Here is an 18485-nt window from a genome sequence, read left to right on the forward strand (position 1 = left end):
TACTCACCGCTCGAATCGAGGAGTTGGCATGGCTTTCGACGAAGAAGCAGTATCGCATGACCTCACCGACAAGGTGAACACGTTTCTCGCAGAGAATGATCCGGCGTCGACGTCGGTAGCAGATTTTCTCGGCGCACGATTCGATGCAGGATTGGCGTGGGTTCACTTTCCCGAAGGCCATGGCGGTCTTGGTCTGCCGCAGAGCTTTCAGCGACAGATCAACGCGCAATTGGCGGCAGCGGGAGCCCCGGGTCCGGACACCGGCAAGAACGGTATCGGCCTCGGCATGGCAGCGCCCACCATCGCAGCGTTCGGCACCGAAGAGCAGAAACGAAAATTCTTGCGGCCGTTGTGGACATCCGAAACGGTGTACTGCCAGCTCTTCAGTGAGCCGGGCGCAGGATCGGACCTGGCTGCCGTCGCCACCCGGGCTGTGCGTGACGGCGACGACTGGATAGTGAACGGACAGAAGGTCTGGACGTCGGGGGCTCAGAACGCTCAGTTGGCGATTCTTGTTGCCCGGACTGATCCGGAGCGGTCCAAGCACGCTGGATTGAGCTACTTCATCTGTGACATGACCGATCCCGGAGTTGATGTCAGGCCGCTCCGCCAGATCACCGGTGAGGCCGAATTCAACGAGGTATTCCTCACGGACGTCAGGATTCCGGACGCCAACCGCCTCGGCGCGGAAGGTCAGGGATGGAAGGTTGCAACCACCACTCTGAACAACGAGCGTGTGGCCATCGGTTCGGGCGCACCGCGTGAGGGCGGCATGATCGGTAAGGTCGCACAGGCTTGGCGCGAACAACCTACGCTGCGGCGGCCCGCGATGCACGACGAGTTGATGCGGCTCTGGACCGAATCGGAGGTCGCGCGGCTGACGGGTGAGCGTCTGCGCCAGCAGCTTGCCGCCGGCCAACCGGGGCCCGAAGGTTCGGGAATGAAGCTGGCGTTTGCCGGTTTGGCGCAGCAGATTTCAGGTTTCGAGCTGGAAATGCACGGCGAAGACGGGTTGCGGTACGACGATTGGACGTTGCGTCGTCCGGATTTTGTCGACTTCACCGGGCGTGAACCCGGCTACCGATACCTGCGAGCCAAGGGCAATTCGATCGAGGGCGGAACGTCCGAGATCCTGCGCAACGTCATCGCAGAGCGCGTTCTCGGGTTGCCGCCCGAGCATCGCGTCGACAAGGACATCGCCTGGAAGGACCTGCCCCGATGAGCGCCGATCTGTTGTACTCCGAGACCGAACAAGACCTGCGGGCCAGCATCCGACGCCTACTGAGTGAGCGCGCCGGTGCCGACACCGTGGTCACTGCCTACGACGACGTGTCTGCCGACTTCACCGGGCTGTGGAAGTCCCTGGCTTCGGAACTCGGTCTGGCGGGTCTGCTGATCCCCGAAGACCTGGGCGGTGCGGGTGCGTCCACACGTGAGGCTGCAGTCGTGATGGAGGAGATCGGCCGGGCAGTTGCTCCGGTTCCGTTCTTCACGAGTGCGGTCCTGGCGACGACGGCGTTACTGAAAGCCGGCGAGACCGAGGTGCTCGGTCAAATGGCGGCCGGAGATTCGACCGCTGCTCTGATCGTCCCGTTGTCCACTGCACCAGGCGCTTTCACGCCCACGGTCACGGCGACAGCGAGCGGACTGGTCGGCAGCGTGACCACCGTTGCCGGCGTCGCCGAGTCCGATGTTCTTGTTGTTCCGGTTGCCGGCGCGAGCGGTCTGGAGCTGCACACCGTGCGGATCGCTGACGCTACCGTCACCCCGATCCTGTCCCTGGACATGACGCGCCGACTGGCGGACGTCGAGTTCACGGAGGCACCATCGGTCCGCGTCGACAGTGGGAATGCAGCTGAGGCCGTTGAGGAGGCATTGCTCTGCGGAAGTGCGCTCCTGGCTTCGGAGCAGTTCGCCGTGGCGCAGTGGTGCCTCGAGACCACTCTCGCGTATGTAAAGGAACGCAAGCAGTTCGGCCGGGCAATCGGTTCGTACCAGGCGATCAAGCATCGTCTTGCGGACTTGTGGCTCGAAGTCAGCTCTGCGGGTGCGGCCGCGCGTTATGCGGCTGATACCTATGCACGCGGTGATTCCGACGCGGCAGTTGCCGCGACGCTTGCTCAGGCGTACTGCAGCGGAGTCGCGGTTCACGCGGCGGAGGAATGTGTACAGCTGCACGGCGGGATCGGTATGACGTGGGAGTATCCGGCGCACCTGTACCTCAAGAGAGCCAAGAGTGACCAATTGACGCTGGGAACTGCATATCAGCACCGGGCGCGGCTTGCCGAGCTCGTCGACCTCCCCATCTCGTCCTGAACCATCCTCACTACCGAAACTGGAGAAAACACTGTGAAGGCTTGGCGCGTCAATCAACTCGGTGAACCCCGCGATGTCCTCTCGTTGGAAGAGGCGTCGGAGCCCACCGCTGGTGCCACGGAAATGCTCGTGAAGGTGCTCGCTGCGCCGGCGAACTTCCCCGACGTACTCATGTGCCGTGGTGAGTACCAGATCAAGCCGCCGCTGCCCTTCACTCCCGGTGTGGAGTTGTGTGGTGAGGTTGTGTCCGTGGGTGATTCGGTCACGAAGTTTGCGGTAGGAGACCGCGTGATCGGCAATCCGAGCTTGCCGGCGGGTGGCTTTGCGGAATTCTCGGTGCTGGACCAGAACAACACATTTCCGGCGCCGTCGGCACTGGACGACGCTGAAGCCTCCGCACTGAGCATCGGCTATCAGACGGCGTGGTTCGCGCTGCACCGCCGCACACAACTCCTCGAAGGTGAGACCCTGCTGGTCCATGCCGCCGCAGGTGGTGTGGGCAGTGCCGCAGTGCAACTCGGCAAAGCAGCCGGAGCCAAAGTGGTCGGTGTCGTCGGCGGACCGGCGAAGGCCGAGTACGCCCGCAAGCTCGGTGCCGATCTCGTGGTGGACCGTCACAGTGAGGACTTTGTCGCGGCGGTAAAGGAGTTTACCGGCGGCAAGGGTGCCGACGTGGTCTTCGATCCGGTCGGCGGCGATGCCTACGCGAAGTCGACCAAGTGCATCGCCTTCGAAGGCCGGATCGTCATCATCGGATTTGCGGGTGGCACCATCCCGCAGCCGGCTCTCAATCATGCTCTCATCAAGAACTATTCGATCATCGGTCTGCACTGGGGCCTGTACAAGGCGTACAACCAGCAGGCCATCGACGATTGCCACGTCGAGCTCACCAGGCTCGCCGATGCGGGCTTGGTCAAACCTCTGATCAGTGAGCGGTTGTCGTTGACGGACGTGGCTGACGGTATCGGTCGCCTCGGCGACGGCACCACGGTCGGCCGCGTCGTGTTCCAGCCCTGAACCGCACCGCACTAGAAAGGTCCCCCCATGAGACAAGCTGTCATCGTTTCCACCGCCCGCACCCCGATCGGTAAGGCGTACCGCGGCGCATTCAACAACACGCAAGCACAAGAGCTTGCTGCACACGCAATTTCGAATGCCGTTGCGCGTGCCGGCCTCGAGGGCGGCGAAGTCGAGGACGTCATCCTCGGCGCCGCGCTGCAGCAGGGATCTTCCGGCGGCAACGTCGCACGGCAAGCGGTGCTGCGGGCCGGGCTTCCGGACTCGGTTTCCGGAATGACGATCGACCGTCAGTGCTCGTCCGGACTGATGGCCATTGCGACGGCGGCAAAACAGATCGTCGACGACGGTATGCAGATCGCGATCGGTGGTGGCGTCGAATCGATCTCGTTGGTCCAGAACGATCACATGAACAACTTCCGTGCGGCAGATCCGTGGTTGAAGGAGAACAAGCCGTCGATCTACATGCCGATGTTGCATACGGCCGAGATCGTGGCCGAACGCTACGGCGTCACGCGTGAGCAGCAGGACGAGTTTGCACTGGTGTCTCAGCAGCGCACTGCAGCAGCTCAGGAAGCAGGCCGTTTCGATCTCGAGATCGTGCCGCTGACTTCGGTCAAGCAGGTTCAGAACAAGGAGACCGGCGAGATCGGCACCGAGTCGGTCACACTGACTCGCGACGAAGGTAATCGTGCGTCCACCACGTTGGAGGGCCTCGCGAGCCTGCGTCCGGTGCTGGCCGACGGTACTGTCAGCGCGCATTCGTCCATCACCGCCGGAAATTCGTCACAGCTGTCCGACGGCGCGTCGGCATCGGTGTTGATGGAGGCTGGTGAGGCGGAACGTCGCGGCCTGGCCCCTCTTGGCATCTACCGCGGAATGGCTGTTGCCGGTTGCGCACCGGACGAGATGGGAATCGGTCCGGTATTCGCGATTCCGCGTCTGCTCGACCTGCACGGACTGAAGATCGACGACATCGATCTGTGGGAATTGAACGAGGCATTTGCTTCTCAGGCGCTGTACTGCCGCGACAAGCTCGGCATCGACCCCGACAAGTACAACGTCGACGGTGGCGGAATTTCCGTCGGACATCCGTACGGGATGACGGGTGCGAGGTTGGTCGGCCATGCTCTCCTGGAAGGGAAGCGCCGCGGCGCCAAGCTGGTTGTTGTCACCATGTGCATCGGCGGCGGCATGGGTGCTGCCGGGCTTTTCGAGGTCGCATGAGCTTGCTGGAGGGATTGTTCGACGTCAGTGGCAAGACTGTCGTCGTGACGGGTGGTTCGCGCGGAATCGGCTACATGATCGCTCGAGGATTTGTCGAAGGCGGCGCGACGGTCGTCATCTCGGCCCGTAAAGCGGAAGCGTGCGATGAAGCAGCGCGAGAGCTTTCCGAGTTCGGCACCTGCATCTCGCACCCGGCGGACTTGTCCACGGACGAGGGAATCGAGAGCCTCGCTGCGAAGGTCGCCGAGATTTCGCCGACACTCGACGTGCTGGTGAACAATGCCGGCGCAACGTGGGGCGCCCCCGTCGACGATTTCCCGGCAGCCGGCTTCGACAAGATCTTCGACATCAACGTCAAGGCGATCTTCCTGCTGACACAAAAGTTGTTGCCACAGTTGCGTTCTGCGGCAACCGCGGAAGATCCCGCCCGAGTGATCAACATCGGATCGATCGACGGGCTTGTGGTGTCAGGTTCGGAAAACTTCTCGTACGGAGCGAGTAAGGCTGCAGTACACATGCTGACCCGCAAGTTGGCGGCGACGCTCGCCGCGGAACAGATTACGGTCAATGCCATTGCGCCTGGACCTTTCCCGTCGAAAATGATGGCGTTCTTGCTCGAGAACGAGGAGAGCGCACAAGCGGTGGCGGATTCGGTTCCGCTGGGCCGGATCGGAACGCCACAGGATGCGGCCGGTCTTGCAATCTTTTTGTCCTCACGCGGCGGCGCCTACTTGACGGGGACGGTAATCCCCCTTGACGGTGGTACGAGCGGAGCGCGCTGATCGGTTGACGATATTGAACTGTCCGGGTTGGCCTGAAAGTCTGAAATACTAAGACTTTCAGGCCAACTCGCTTTTGTCCGATTGTAATATCGGTTACTTCCGTGGTCCAACGGCTCGGATCTGTATTTCCTTGCCACCACGTGGGCCGACTACAACGTGATGCTGATGCGCACGACACTCGTTCGCTGGCGCCGGTTACGTCTGCGCCGGTTGCAGATAGACGATCTCTTCCGTGATCGGTGCGTCGTCGATTGGCGGATCTTGTCGACGACGCCACCAGATGGTGAACACGACGGCTCCGATCACCAAGGCAGCCAAGGCGGCTACGGCCAGCCAGAATCTCGGCCCGTAGTAGCCGACCAGGACCATGCGCATCGCGTTGCGCGCCCAGGTCAGTGGCATCAAGGCGTGCAACCACCGCAGCGGGGCAGGCATCTGTTCGATGGGATAGACCGCGCCGAATGCAAAGATCTGAATCATCAGGGCGCTCAGTGCGATGAATGTTCCGTTGACGGCGCCGAAGACAACGGTGAACAGGCGTCCGCAGGCAACTGCAGCTGCACCGACAAGGATCATCACGGCGACCATCGCGGCCACGCTGGGTGGGTCGACATCCGCGACGGTCATCGCAATTACGGACAGTAGCAATGCCGTGACAAAGGTGACGAGTGCCGGAATGCGGTAGCGGCGCAGACCTTCACGCAGCATCGAGCCATGCACCTGCTGTGAGCGTCCACGACGTGGGCGAACTACGAACCAAGTGAGAATTCCGCAGAGGAACAGGGCCACCGACATCACTGCCGGCACCGCACCAGGTCCGAATCCGGCTGCCGGGTAGTTGTTTCGAGCGTCAACTGCGACCGGTGCCGACAAGAGGTTGGCAGTGGTAGCGCGTTCCTCGTCGGTGAACTGCGGTACCTGCGCGGCGCCGTCGGTGAGTCCCTGGGCAAGTTCGCCCGAGCCTGCATTCAGTTCACCCATGCCGACATTCAATTCTCCAAGACCGTCGCGGAGTTCGATGCTGCCTGCCGCCAGTTGGCCGAGGCCGGAGGACAGTTCGTTTGCGCCCGAATCCAGTTGGTGCGCACCATCGGACAGTTGCCCGAGGCCGGTGCTCAATTCGCCGGCACCGGCCGCAGCAGCGTTCAATCCGCCGCGATAGTCACTTGCCGGATCGGTGAGTTGGCGGGTGATTTCCCGGGCACCGTCCCGTAGTTGGCCGAGCTGGCCCATGACATCGTCATCTGCAGGTTGTGCGGTGAGCGAGGCTCGCAACGTGGAGAGCGCGTCGACAAGCCCTGCGGACACGGGATCACCCGCGAGCCGAAGCGAATTCGTCAACGCGTCGATCTGACCGACCACAGCACCCGCCGAGTCGGCGATGTCGAGGATTGGCGTCGTCACCATGTCGACCACTTCACTGATCTGGCGTGCGCCTGCGCCGAGTTCGTCTGCTCCGCCCACCAACTGCTGCAGGCCGGCGGCGAGTTCTCGAGACCCGGCTGCGGCCTCATCGGTACCCGCGGCGAGTTCGCCCGCTCCCGTTGCGAGTTCCTGTCCGCCCTGGTTCGCCTCGCCGAGACCGGCCGCGAGTTCCGCGCTGCCGGCGTAGAGCTGGTTGGTGCCGGCCAGTGCGGCGGCGGAGCCGTCGGAAAGCTGTTGTGCACCAGCGGCTGCTTCTCCGAAGCCGGTTCCGAGTTCGCCGAGTCCCACCAGGACCTGGTCGATGGACTGCTCGCCGATGGATTCGGAAACGGCCGAACGTACCTGCGCGATGATGCTCTCACCCACGGGTCCTGCGACGAGGCTGTTGTAGTCGTTGTAGACCACCTGCAATTGGGCTTTCCGTCCCGAACCAGTAGCCGCACTTGCCACATCGGCGCTGAACGACTCGGGTATCACGACGGAGAAGTAGTACGTGCCGTCATCGACGCCCGTCTGCGCTTCCTGAGCCGTGACGACCTTCCAGGCGACGTCGCCGCTGTCGACAAGCGCGGCCACCACGTCGTCTCCCGCAACAATGTGGGTGCCGTCGAGATCGGTGCCCTTGTCGGCGTTGACGATGGCCACGGGCAGGCGGTTCACAGTGTCGCCTGGGTCCCACAGCGCCCACATGTAGAAGGCGGCAATCGAGAGCGGTGCGATCACCAGCACCGCGAGGATCGTGCGAATGACATGTGCACGCCGGGGCGAAGCGTCGTGAGCGGATGTGGACACCATGAACAGCTCGTTTCTCGTGAACCGGAGTGGACGGCGGGGCACTCCGAACGCGCTGGACATACGTCCAGCTCGGTCACACTACAAAGCAATCGGTCGCGGCGTGAGGGTTTCCGCAGAATTGGTGCACAGCCGACAAATCGGCGCTGGAACTGATCCGGGAGGAATACGAGGAATAATCAGCGACATGCGATTCTTGGAACTGCGGCACGCACAATGCGAGCCCCCTGCTGCTTACTCTCCGGTCTTGGACACGTATGGCGATGTGCAGACCGTCCTGTTGGGAACCGACCCGCTTCCCACCCATGTCGAGTTCGACGCGGTGATCGTCATGGGTGGCCCGATGGGCGTCGGAGATCAAGAGGACATCGAGTGGTTGGCTTCCGAGATCGCGTACATTCGTGCGCTCGTCGACGCCGATGTTCCGGTCTGGGGAGTGTGCCTCGGTTCGCAATTGTTGGCGGCAGCGCTTGGTGCTCGCGTGTACACCGGTGCGGTCCCGGAGGTGGGCGTCGAGGACGTCACGTTGACCGAGGCCGGAACACTGGATCCGATCTGGGGGAGTCTGCCCGCCACCTTTCCTGCCATGCAATGGCATTCGGATACCTTCGAGATCCCGGAGGGTGGCGTGCATCTCGCAGGTTCTGCCAAGTACCCGAACCAACTCTTCCGGTACAAGCAGAGTTACGGCGTGCAGTTTCATCTCGAAGCGTCGTGTGAGGTGGCACGCGATTGGATGGAGTTGGACGAGTACCGCGAGTCGCTGCTGACGTCGCTGGGCGCCGACGGACCTCGGATCTTCATCGAGCAGTTGGCATCCGCGGAAACCGAAGGGCTCGAGTTTGCCGCGACAGTCATGGACAGGTGGCTGAAGTCGATTTCGCCCAGGTAAGCCCACAGTGGCCACCTAAGGCTTACGGTGTGGAGAATGTCCGGGTTCTTGTCCGAAAGGATCGGCTATGCGCTCATTTCTGATTCCGGACAGCCAGCGTCGTAGCCTCGAGGAACTTGACGATCGGCTGGATCTCTCCACCGGCGACAAGGCGGCTAAACGTTCCGCGTTCTGGATAATGCTTGTTCTCTCCGGGATGATCGCGAGCGCCGGGGTCGTGGGTGACTCGACGGCCACTGTGATCGGGGCGATGATCGTCGCTCCGTTATCTACACCGATTCTGGGAATCGGCCTCGGCATTGTCACCGGTCGGGGTGCGCTCATTGCCCGCAGCGTTGTGTACGTGGCGGGTGGGCTCGTTCTTGTCGTTGCTCTCGGCTTTCTGTTTTCCCTTGTTCTACTCAACCCGACGAGCGTGCTGTCCAACTCTCAGGTGACCGGACGAACCACCCCGACGTTGACGGATCTCGCGGCGGCCATAGCCACAGGGTTTGCCGGGTCGATCGCGATTACCCGGCGCGATGTCGGTGACGTGCTCCCCGGCGTGGCGATCGCGATCTCACTGGTTCCACCTCTTGCCGTTGTGGGTGTCTGTCTCGGATCGGGTGCACCGTCGCTAGCGTTGGGTGCGCTGATCCTCTTTGCGTCGAATGTCGTTGCCATGGTGATCACGGCGACGGTGGTACTGGTGATCGCCGGTTATGCGCGCGAATCAGGGGCAGCTGCCGCGGGACATCGACGTGTCTACCTGGTGCTGGCGTCGGCCTTGGTTGTTGTTGCCATCCCGATGGTGGTGAATTCTCTGGCTTCGTTGTGGGCGAGCCAGATCCATGATGCGGCGCAGCAGTGGCTCGCCGGAGTTCCGGGCGTTCAGGTCGGGTCCGTCACGTGGCAGGCCCACACCGCGGTGATCGAAGTACTGGGACCGCAGGATCTGCCGCCCGTCGAAGACCTCGAGCGTTCGGTCGACGCGTTGGTGCCCTGGGGTCCGCACATCGTGATACTTCACGCCGTCGGCGCCCGAGTAGAGGCCGCGGAATAGAAGCGAAGTTACGTTCGCCTCCGTTCGGGGCATCCTCCCCGCGGAAGGGGAGCGATGAAACAGTCATGGAAATTGCCGGTAGTCGCACTGGCCTGTGCCTTTGTGCCCGCTGCAGTGGTCACAACAACAGCTCACGCCTCGCCGTGGGGTTGCAACATCTCGGCGATCTTCGACAAGTCGGGTGGGCCGACCAACCCGATTCCGTGGCTCAACGGAACGGACGGGAATCTCCCCGACTTGCAAGGCCGCACGTCTGCGGTCGAATACATCACCGGAGCACTCAGCCCCAATCAGACGGTCGAACGGTTCAACGTGCTCGGCACCGATCTCGGGATCATGTGGGACAACGGCGCAGGCCAGGTTCTGACGGTCTTCGGCGATACCGTCGGATTGAATTCGGACCCGACGTGCGGCGGTGTTGTGGGTGACTGGCGAAGCAACGTCCTTTTTCGCAGCGCCGACGGCATTCTGAGTGACGGCATGAATATCGACTCCTCACCGGTCGATCGTCCCAACCGCTCCCGCGAAATCATCGACAGCCTCAAAGTCACCGGAGTCGAAACCAGCAGCATTCCCACGACAGGTATCGCGGTGGGTGGCGTGCAGTACGTCAACTACATGTCGGTGCGGTCGTGGGGAGGATCAGGAGAATGGGTGACAAATTTCTCGCAGATCGCTTCCTCTCGGGACAACGGCGAAACGTGGCAGGTGGAACCGGCGTCGGCGCGCCCGAACCTGCCGCTGACCGGTAACGCCAACTTCCAGATGGGGTCCTTCGTCAAGGACGGTGGGTATGTCTACAACTTCGGGACACCCTCCGGCAGGTTCGGCGAAGCGCGACTTTCACGAGTGAAGGAAGAGTCGATCGTAGACGTCGCGGCGTACGAATACTGGGACGGAAAGTCTTGGGTGCCAAACAAACCCGACGTAGCGACGCCGGTTCTGGACGGCGACGTCAGCGAACTGTCGGTGCAGTACAACAACTATCTCGGAAAGTTCGTTGCGATGTACTCGAACGAATGGGGCGCTCTGGTGTTGCGTACCGCCGACCAGTTGACCGGCCCGTGGAGTGCCCCCGACATCGTGATCGAACCGGGTGCGGTCCCGGGGCTCTACGGCGCGTACATGCATCCGTGGTCGCAGGGGCAGGATTTGTACTTCCTTGCCACGACGTGGTCGGACTACAACGTGATGTTGATGAAGACGACGCTGTAAAAGTGAGTGGTTATCGTTGAACGGTGAGCACCGCCGAACAATTCCCCACCCTCATCTCCGAACTACGCGACGTACTGGTGGGTCCGCTGCCCGAGATCGGCCGCAGATTCTCGGTGCTGCTCGCTGATCTGGTGCCGCACACCGCGCTCGTGATCTTCACACGCGAATGCACCGGCCGGCCACGCAAGGTGGCTGGAGATCCGGCGGTCGTGGATCGAGTCACCATTGCCGAGCTCGATCGTATCCGTACCGATCTTACTGTGGGACAGATCTTTCGGGGGAATTTGACGGTTGCCGGCCGGGAGCGTGAAGTGGTCGCTGTTCTCGACCGGACAGACACGGTACTGGTACTGATGCCGCGCTCGACGACCTCTCGGGCATCGGCGCTCGAGTTGACGGCGGCACTGTTCGGCGTGGTCGCGACCGGCATTCAACTGCAAGTCCGCAATGCCAGTCCGGCATATTTGGCGGAGTCGCGGGCGGCGTCGTCGGAACGTGCGCGCACGGTTGCCGAGATGACCGAGGTTCACGCGGCGACCCTGGAGACCATCCTCGCTACGTTGCGTTCGGATGATCTCGACGACACCCGGGCGCGAACATCTGCCAGGGAAACGACGTCGTCGGCCTTGATCGGCTTGCGGTCCGCTGTCGACGTCCATCGGGAACTGGCAGAAGAGGCAATCACCACGGCTTTTGCGCGGATGCGGGGGGAGTTGCGATCACTGCTCAAACACCGCAACGTCGAGTTGGAACTGGTGGAACCGCCGGTCGAGGGCCGAGGGCTTCCCGGTGAAGTTGCGCACGGCGCGCGGGCGGTGGTGCGAGGCGCGGTGCTCGCTCTTGCAGATCAACACACGCTGTCCCGGATCCGGGTGGCGTGGAGCCTGGACGGTTCCGCTCTGCTGATCGACATCCGCGACGACGGGCGAGGTGAAGCCGACGTCGCCGACTTGGAACGCCAATTACGTTCGCGGGTAGAGACGTTGGGTGGAACCATCGAATCGGAATCGACTACGGGGTGGGGCAGCCGGATCAGTGCCACCATTCCGCTCGACGTGGTTGCGGCGACGCCCGCCGACCACACGCTGTCCGATCTGGCGCCGCGAGAAATCGAAGTGCTCGAGCATCTGGTTGCGGGTCGTCGGAACAAGGCGATCTCCGAGCGTCTCGGTGTCAGTGAGAGCACCGTCAAGTTTCACGTCGCCGGAGTTCTCAAGAAATTGGGCGTCGACAGTCGCGGTGCTGCCGCAGCTGTAGGCGCGGAAGCCGGTGTCAAGCCGGCTTCCTAGCTCTTCGGATAGGTCGGTCAGTTATTTCGGCCAGGGTTCCGGCTCGGGTATTCGGGCTAACCTCGTAGTGCGTTCATATATTGCTATGTGACGACATGTCCGACAACGCACAAGCCAGGAGCAGAGCCATGCCACAGCAGGTACGCGGCGTCATCGCCCGATCCAAGGGTGCCCCCGTCGAAATCGTTCCCATCACGATTCCCGATCCCGGTGCCAACGAGGTGGTTGTTGCCATCGCAGCGTGCGGCGTTTGCCACACCGACCTCACCTACCGCGACGGCGGCATCAACGACGAATACCCGTTCCTGCTCGGACACGAGGCGTCGGGCATCGTCGAGAGCGTCGGCGCGGGAGTCACACACGTCGAGGTCGGCGACTTTGTCGTCCTGAACTGGCGTGCTGTCTGCGGGCAGTGTCGTGCATGTAAGCGCGGACGTCCTCAGTACTGCTTCGACACTTTCAATGCCGAGCAGAAGATGACCCTCGAAGACGGAACCGAACTGACCCCGGCCCTCGGCATCGGCGCGTTTGCCGACAAGACCCTTGTCCACGAAGGCCAGTGCACCAAGGTCGACGCCTCGGCCGATCCCGCTGTTGTCGGCCTGCTCGGTTGCGGTGTCATGGCCGGCATGGGTGCCGCGATGAACACCGGCAACGTCGGCCGCGGCGACTCGGTGGCCGTCATCGGCTGCGGTGGTGTCGGCGACGCCGCCATCATGGGTTCGCGTCTGGCCGGCGCCAACACCATCATCGCCATCGACCGTGATCCGCGAAAGCTGGAGTGGGCCACAGAACTTGGTGCAACCCACACGATCAACGCCACCGAGGTCGACGACGTTGTCGAGGCTGTTCAGGAGCTGACCGGTGGTTTCGGCGCCGACGTCGTCGTTGACGCAGTCGGGCGCCCGGAGACGTGGAAGCAGGCTTTCTACGCGCGTGACCTCGCGGGAACTGTAGTGCTGGTGGGTGTTCCGACGCCGGACATGACTCTCGAGATGCCGCTTGTCGACTTCTTCTCCCGTGGTGGCGCACTCAAGTCGTCATGGTACGGAGATTGCCTGCCCGAGCGCGACTTCCCGGTCCTGGTCGATCTGTACCAGCAGGGACGTCTGCCGCTCGAGAAGTTCGTCAGCGAGCGCATCAAGCTCGACGAGGTCGAGAAGGCCTTCGAGACGATGCACCGCGGTGAGGTCCTGCGCTCGGTGGTGGTCCTGTGACCTTGCGTGTGGATCGTGTTGTCACGTCGGGTTCATTCAGCCTCGACGGCGGAACCTGGGACGTGGACAACAACATCTGGCTGATCGGTGACGACAACGAGGTGGTTGTCGTGGACGCCGCACACACCGCGCAGCCCATCATCGACGCTGTTGGCGGTCGCAAGGTCGTCGGAATCGTCTGCACGCACGGGCACAACGATCACGTCACCGTTGCGCCGGAACTGTCCGAGAAGCTGGACGCGCCGATCTACCTGAATCCGGCTGACGATGTCCTCTGGGAGATGACACATCCAGGCGTCAAGCACCTGAGTTTGGAAGACGGACAACGAATCTCCGTGGCAGGCACCGACATTCTGGCTATGCGCACGCCGGGCCACTCGCCGGGATCGACCTGCCTCTACCTGCCCGAGGCTGGAGAACTGTTCAGCGGCGACACCTTGTTCTCCGGTGGACCAGGAGCAACAGGGCGCTCGTACTCCGATTTCCCGACCATCATCGGATCGATCCGCGACAAGCTGTTTGCCCTACCCGCCGCGACCACGGTTCATACCGGTCACGGTGACGGTACGACGATCGGTACCGAGGCTCCGCATCTCGAGGAATGGATCCGCGCCGGATCCTGACTACGGCAGAAACGGTCGGTGCGAACACGACGTGTGTTCGCACCGACCTTGAGGGCGCGTTCCCTGACCTGAACTGGGCGTCAGAGGGTATCGGCAAAGAACTCCATCGTGCGTGACCAGGCGAGCGTTGCGGCGTCGGGGTTGTAGTGGTCGCCTGCGGTGTCGTTGTTGAACGCGTGGCCGGCGTCGGGATAGCGATACACCTGGGCGAGTTCGGAGGCGGCCCCGCGTAATTGTTCGACGCTCTCCGGCGGGATACCGGTGTCGAGATCGCCGTAGTGACCGAGCCACGGAACCCTCAGTTGGGCGGCAAGTTCGGTACCGGCCGCGATTCCCGACCAGCGTGCTTCGGCAACCGCGCCACCGTAATAGGTGACCGCCGCATCGACAAGTGGAACCGTCGTGCACCACAGTGACACGGTGCCACCCATGCAGAATCCGAGGGAGCCGATCTTGCCGGCTCCCTCGGACCTGCAGTACGAGACCGCGGCACGTACGTCGTGACCGATCCCCTCACTGTTGAGAGCCATGAGAGAGTCCTTGGCCGAGGGGAAATCGGTGAAGAACGACTGTGATCCACGGTGGTAGAGGTGCGGGGCAACAGCAAGATATCCGGCGTCGGCGAGGCGTATCAGAATGCTCTCGATGTGGGTGTTGACGCCCCACGCTTCCTGCAGCACGATCACGGCAGGTGCCTGCACGGCAGGGGATTCGGGCCGGGCGATGCTCAGCGGTACGTCGTTCACAGTGCTGGTGAGGATGTCCATTTTCCGACTGTAAGCGACCGTTCGGCCTGTCGCAGCGACCTCCTCGGATTGTGACGCCATTGCTTCGGTCCTCTGAGCGCACGTAGCGAGATGGTGACCACCGAAAGGTGATCACCATCAACTGCATCATTCCGGGCCCGGAAATCACCTCCTTCGGCCGGAATACGGCAGGTGGCAGTTACTCAATGGTTGGAGTCCTGCTCATGCGCCGGGTTGATCATTGTCTGCTCGGAATCTCCCGCGCGACTGACTTCGATGCGCCGCGGCTTTGCCTGCTCGGCAATCGGAATCGTGACGGACAGAACGCCGTTGTTGTACGTCGCGGAAATTCGGTCGGCATCGATGTTCTCTCCGAGTGCCAGTTGCCGCCGGTAGCTCCCGGCGAACCTCTCCGAAGCCATCCACTGCATGTTTTCGTCCGACGATGCAGTGCGCGTTGCAGAGAGCGTCAGCATTCCGTGATCGACACTCACGTCGACGGTTCCTGGATCGACTCCGGGAAGATCGGCGTTGAGCACGTAGTGATCGTTGACCCGGTAGAGGTCCATCGGCATGAAGCGAGGAACACGGCGCGCGCCTACGTCTGCGCCGAGCAGTGACTTCGCAATCGAATCGATATCACTGAAAGGGTCGAACCGAAGCACAGTACCCACCTCCCATGTTCACATGGTCGCAGTCCCTGTGACAGCAACCGAAATCACTGCGCAACAAGAGATTAGCACTCTGACCAGTTTAGTGCCAGGTCGCGATTTCGAGATATCGCACGATTTTCTGCGACGTGTGTGGCCCCGCGATGAATGTGGCCGGAGGTCGGTACGGGCGCGATCCGTAAGGTTGGCCTATGACTCCTCGCACCGAGAACATCGCAGGGCCGGCCGCTGTGACGACTGCTGATGTCGAGGCCGCCCGCAAGCGGATCGACGGACTGGCTCGACGGACTCCGATCTTTCGCGCCACGGTCCCGGCACCACAAGGCGACGTTGCGGTGCTGTTCAAGCTCGAGTACCTCCAACACGGCGGTTCGTTCAAGGTCCGCGGCAGTTTCAACGCGATCGAGCGGGCAGCTGCCGACGGCACGATGCCCAGTGCGGGTGTGGTGATCGCATCGGGTGGAAACGCGGCAATCGGCGCTGCGTGGGCGTCGCGTCGCCGTGGGCTGGGGTGCACCGTGGTCGTGCCGGAAACTGCGCCCGATGCAAAAGTTGCGGCGCTCGGCGCGCTGGGGGCAACGGTCGAAAAGGTGGGCGACCGGTATGTTCTCGCGGCCGCCGCAGCAACCGAGATCGCCTTGTCGAGCGGAGCTTTGGAGCTTCACGCCTACGATCTTCCCGACATAGTGGCCGGTGCGGGAACCATCGCGCTCGAGGTTGCGGAGGAAGCTTCAGGGCCGATTACTTACTGCATCGCTGTGGGAGGCGGCGGGCTGGTCGCGGGGATCGCTGCCGCTGCGCGGCCAGAGGATCGAGTCGTTGCAGTTGAGCCGATCGGGGCCGCCACATTGCATGCTGCTCTTGAAGCTGGACATCCTGTCGATATCGAGTTGGACAGCATTGCGTCCGATTCTCTCGGCGCGTCTCGTGTTGGCGGCATCGCCTGGGCGACTGCCACCGACAATGCGCTGGATAGCGTTGTTGTAGATGATCGTTCGATCGTTCAAGCTAGATCCCTCCTGTGGAAGGAGTTTCGGATACTGGTGGAATTAGGTACCGCCGCAGCGCTGGTTCCGGTGTTGGATGGCAGGGTCACACCGCCGGAAGGCGGTGAGTTGTGCGTAGTTCTCTGCGGCGCCAACGTAAGTCTGGGTGACCTGGACGTGTGAGAAATCTGCTGGTGGGTACTGCTTTCAGTATGAGTACCAGCAGTGTTATCTGGATCATTGTGGTTGTGGTCGTTGTGGTGGTGATCGTGGCGCTTCTGGTGTGGACAGCTCGAAACAAACGTAACGAGCGGCGCCACCTGGAGGCCGAGGCGATTCGCAAAGACGTGGCGGACTCGTCGTTCGAAGTAGGCCAGCGTGAGGCCAGGGCAAAGGAAAGTGAGGCAAAGGCTCGCATGGTGCAAGCTGAGGCCGACGCCAAAGCTGCGGAAGCATCTGCCCTGCAACAGCATGCGGCGCAGCACCGGCGGGACGTAGCAAGCTCCAAGGATGAATTGAACGAGAAGCGGGATCAGGCGGACACTATCGATCCGGCCACCCCGAACCCTGAGAAGCCACAACCGAAGAACGAGTGAGCTAGGCGAGGTTGTAACGGGTGCGGGCGAGATGCGCTAGACGACGCCACCGTTGACGTAGACCACCTGACCGTTGACCCACCGTGCCGGGCCCGCGAGAAACGCGACCGCCTCCGCGATGTCGAGCGGAGTCCCGAGTCGTTCGAGGGGTGCCATCTTCGACAGGTTTTCCACTGTCGCTTCGTCTTTCCCGTCCAGGAACAGGTCGGTGGCAGTGGGACCCGGAGCGACCGCGTTGACCGTGATGTCGCGTCCTCGTAGCTCTTTCGCAAGAACCAGGGTGATCGCGTCCACAGCGCCTTTGGTGGCCGCGTACGCAGCGTAGGTCGGGAAGGCCAGCTTCTTCACGGAGGTGGAGAAGTTGATGATGGCACCGCCGCTGCGCACCCGCCTCGCGGCTTGTTGATCGACAACAAACGTGCCCCGAACATTGGTGCGGTGCATCCGGTCGAAGTCGTCGAAGTTCAATTCGGCGACGGTCGAGAGAATCATGATTCCGGCTGCGTGGACGACAACGTCGATGCCTCCGAACTCCTGCTCGACCGTATCGAACAGAGCCGCGACTTCACCTTCGTCGGCAACGTCGGCGTGGACTGCGATAGCCTGTCCGCCCGCGGCGGTGATTGTGTCGACGGTTTCGTGGGCGCGTCCGAGATTTCCCGAATAGTGAACGGCCACAGACATTCCATCGGCGGCGAGCTTCTCTGCGGTCGCTCGGCCGATTCCGCCGGAAGCTCCGGTGACGATAGCGACGCGGGTGGTGGTATCAGTCATGATGAAACTCCTGAAAGGGTTTGGGTGCATCGGACAGCTTGCGGAGCCACTCACGCAGCAGGCCAACCTCGTTGGTGGAGAGGCAAGTTGAATCCGCCGTGGCGAGTTGGGCGTCCAGGGTGGATGCGACGGTGTTGAGTGTGGCGTCCGGTTGCGCGCCGGATTCGTTGATGACGGATGCGAGGATTCCGTCGCGAACCCGCTGCGACAGTGTTGGGTCTGGATACTGCTCCGGCCTCACGACGAGCATCAGTGCGACGCCCGCATTGGCAGACATCACCATCTGGGTGGCAACGTCGACGGATACGGTCAGAACGCCTGCCGCGGCACAGCGTTCGAGAACCGAACGTAGCAGGGCCTGAGCGTGCAGTGTGGTCTCGGCACTCTTAGCGGAGGGCGAGTGCAACAAGCGGTAGTGAGCGGGGTGCGCGAGTGCAAATGCTGTGTGTGAATCCCAGCCGGCCCTTAGATCTGCTACCGGATCGGCAGAGGGGACGGCCGCACGTTTGCCGTCCAGGTATTCCGTGAAACCTGCATCGACGACGGCTGCGAGCAGGCCGTCCTTGTCGCCGAATTGGCGGTAGAGCGCGGGAGCGCCGACACCGGCTCTTTCACAGACGGCGCGGGTCGAGATCTCGCCGTCCGGAGAGGCGTTGAGTAACTCGGTTGCCGCCGCCAGTATCTTTGCTCTCGAGCTCATGAAATCAACGATAACAAAATTTCGTTATCATTGATACCAGGCTGTTTCGGTTCTCGACCCATCGCAGATTCGTCGTGCCTGAACTGGTACTTTGTCTGCAGTGATAAACAAAACTTGTCTGTGACCCAGACCCGTCGCGATGACTGTGTGCCGCGCCTTCGCGCGGTGGTGATTC

The 18485-nt window shown here is 62.2% G+C and carries 18 protein-coding genes; 13 read left to right on the plus strand and 5 right to left on the minus strand.

All coding sequences use genetic code 11. The annotated features are described in order from the left end of the window. Positions 1-28 precede the first annotated feature (28 nt). The 5 genes from V2B23_RS05645 to V2B23_RS05665 are packed head-to-tail and all read left to right on the plus strand — an operon-like array spanning position 29 to position 5342. A complete protein-coding gene (locus V2B23_RS05645) occupies positions 29-1222 on the plus strand; it encodes an acyl-CoA dehydrogenase family protein (protein ID WP_430949452.1) in 1194 nt (397 codons plus the stop codon). Further along, a complete protein-coding gene (locus tag V2B23_RS05650; protein WP_430949453.1) occupies positions 1219-2316 on the plus strand; it encodes an acyl-CoA dehydrogenase family protein in 1098 nt (365 codons plus the stop codon). Before V2B23_RS05645 ends, V2B23_RS05650 begins: the two co-directional genes overlap by 4 nt. 33 nt (positions 2317-2349) lie before the next feature. Then, positions 2350-3333: an NADPH:quinone oxidoreductase family protein gene (locus tag V2B23_RS05655; RefSeq protein ID WP_430949454.1), complete on the plus strand. Its 984-nt coding sequence runs from the start codon at positions 2350-2352 to the stop codon at positions 3331-3333. A 27-nt stretch (positions 3334-3360) separates the two neighbouring features. Then, complete coding sequence (locus V2B23_RS05660; RefSeq protein ID WP_095887342.1) at positions 3361-4560, plus strand: acetyl-CoA C-acyltransferase; 1200 nt, start codon at positions 3361-3363, stop codon at positions 4558-4560. After that, positions 4557-5342, plus strand: a complete 786-nt coding sequence (locus tag V2B23_RS05665; RefSeq protein ID WP_430949455.1) for a RhlG family 3-oxoacyl-ACP reductase — start codon at positions 4557-4559, stop codon at positions 5340-5342. The genes V2B23_RS05660 and V2B23_RS05665 overlap by 4 nt, the downstream gene beginning before the upstream one ends. A gap of 195 nt (positions 5343-5537) precedes the next feature. On the opposite strand, the gene V2B23_RS05670 is transcribed toward V2B23_RS05665, so the two are convergent. Then, positions 5538-7562: a YhgE/Pip family protein gene (locus tag V2B23_RS05670; protein ID WP_430949456.1), complete on the minus strand. Its 2025-nt coding sequence runs from the start codon at positions 7560-7562 to the stop codon at positions 5538-5540. A 244-nt stretch (positions 7563-7806) separates the two neighbouring features. On the opposite strand from V2B23_RS05670, the gene V2B23_RS05675 reads away from it, so the two are divergent. From V2B23_RS05675 to V2B23_RS05700, 6 genes are all read left to right on the plus strand, one after another. After that, a complete protein-coding gene (locus tag V2B23_RS05675; protein WP_430949457.1) occupies positions 7807-8451 on the plus strand; it encodes a type 1 glutamine amidotransferase in 645 nt (214 codons plus the stop codon). A 67-nt stretch (positions 8452-8518) separates the two neighbouring features. Next, positions 8519-9493 (plus strand): TIGR00341 family protein, encoded by a 975-nt coding sequence (locus V2B23_RS05680; RefSeq protein WP_430949458.1) that lies wholly within the window; start codon positions 8519-8521, stop codon positions 9491-9493. A gap of 54 nt (positions 9494-9547) precedes the next feature. Next, positions 9548-10708, plus strand: coding sequence for a DUF4185 domain-containing protein (locus V2B23_RS05685; RefSeq protein WP_430949459.1), 1161 nt, complete (start codon positions 9548-9550; stop codon positions 10706-10708). 23 nt (positions 10709-10731) lie between these two features. Continuing rightward, positions 10732-11997 (plus strand): LuxR C-terminal-related transcriptional regulator, encoded by a 1266-nt coding sequence (locus tag V2B23_RS05690; protein WP_430949460.1) that lies wholly within the window; start codon positions 10732-10734, stop codon positions 11995-11997. A gap of 128 nt (positions 11998-12125) precedes the next feature. Beyond that, positions 12126-13214, plus strand: a complete 1089-nt coding sequence (locus V2B23_RS05695; protein ID WP_033233613.1) for an S-(hydroxymethyl)mycothiol dehydrogenase — start codon at positions 12126-12128, stop codon at positions 13212-13214. After that, the gene (locus V2B23_RS05700; RefSeq protein WP_430949461.1) at positions 13211-13837 is read left to right on the plus strand and encodes an MBL fold metallo-hydrolase; all 627 of its coding nucleotides are present in this window, start codon (positions 13211-13213) and stop codon (positions 13835-13837) included. Before V2B23_RS05695 ends, V2B23_RS05700 begins: the two co-directional genes overlap by 4 nt. A gap of 80 nt (positions 13838-13917) precedes the next feature. Here V2B23_RS05700 and V2B23_RS05705 read toward each other — a convergent pair whose 3' ends face one another. Both V2B23_RS05705 and V2B23_RS05710 read right to left on the minus strand, forming a co-directional pair. Continuing rightward, positions 13918-14604, minus strand: coding sequence for a dienelactone hydrolase family protein (locus V2B23_RS05705; RefSeq protein WP_430949462.1), 687 nt, complete (start codon positions 14602-14604; stop codon positions 13918-13920). A 182-nt stretch (positions 14605-14786) separates the two neighbouring features. After that, positions 14787-15248, minus strand: a complete 462-nt coding sequence (locus V2B23_RS05710) for an Hsp20/alpha crystallin family protein (protein WP_430949463.1) — start codon at positions 15246-15248, stop codon at positions 14787-14789. Positions 15249-15445: 197 nt separating this feature from the next. Between V2B23_RS05710 and V2B23_RS05715 the strand changes: the two genes are divergently transcribed. Both V2B23_RS05715 and V2B23_RS05720 read left to right on the plus strand, forming a co-directional pair. After that, a complete protein-coding gene (locus V2B23_RS05715; RefSeq protein ID WP_430949464.1) occupies positions 15446-16423 on the plus strand; it encodes a serine/threonine dehydratase in 978 nt (325 codons plus the stop codon). 29 nt (positions 16424-16452) lie between these two features. Beyond that, positions 16453-16836 (plus strand): hypothetical protein, encoded by a 384-nt coding sequence (locus V2B23_RS05720; protein ID WP_430949465.1) that lies wholly within the window; start codon positions 16453-16455, stop codon positions 16834-16836. 36 nt (positions 16837-16872) lie between these two features. On the opposite strand, the gene V2B23_RS05725 is transcribed toward V2B23_RS05720, so the two are convergent. Beyond that, positions 16873-17610, minus strand: a complete 738-nt coding sequence (locus tag V2B23_RS05725) for an SDR family oxidoreductase (RefSeq protein ID WP_430949466.1) — start codon at positions 17608-17610, stop codon at positions 16873-16875. Further along, on the minus strand, positions 17603-18310 hold the full coding sequence (locus V2B23_RS05730; protein WP_430949467.1) for a TetR/AcrR family transcriptional regulator: 708 nt from the start codon (positions 18308-18310) through the stop codon (positions 17603-17605). The genes V2B23_RS05725 and V2B23_RS05730 overlap by 8 nt, the downstream gene beginning before the upstream one ends. Positions 18311-18485: the final 175 nt, after the last annotated feature.

Source organism: Rhodococcus sp. 24CO, assembly GCF_050586165.1.
In the GTDB taxonomy this organism is placed as follows: Bacteria; Actinomycetota; Actinomycetes; order Mycobacteriales; family Mycobacteriaceae; genus Rhodococcus_F.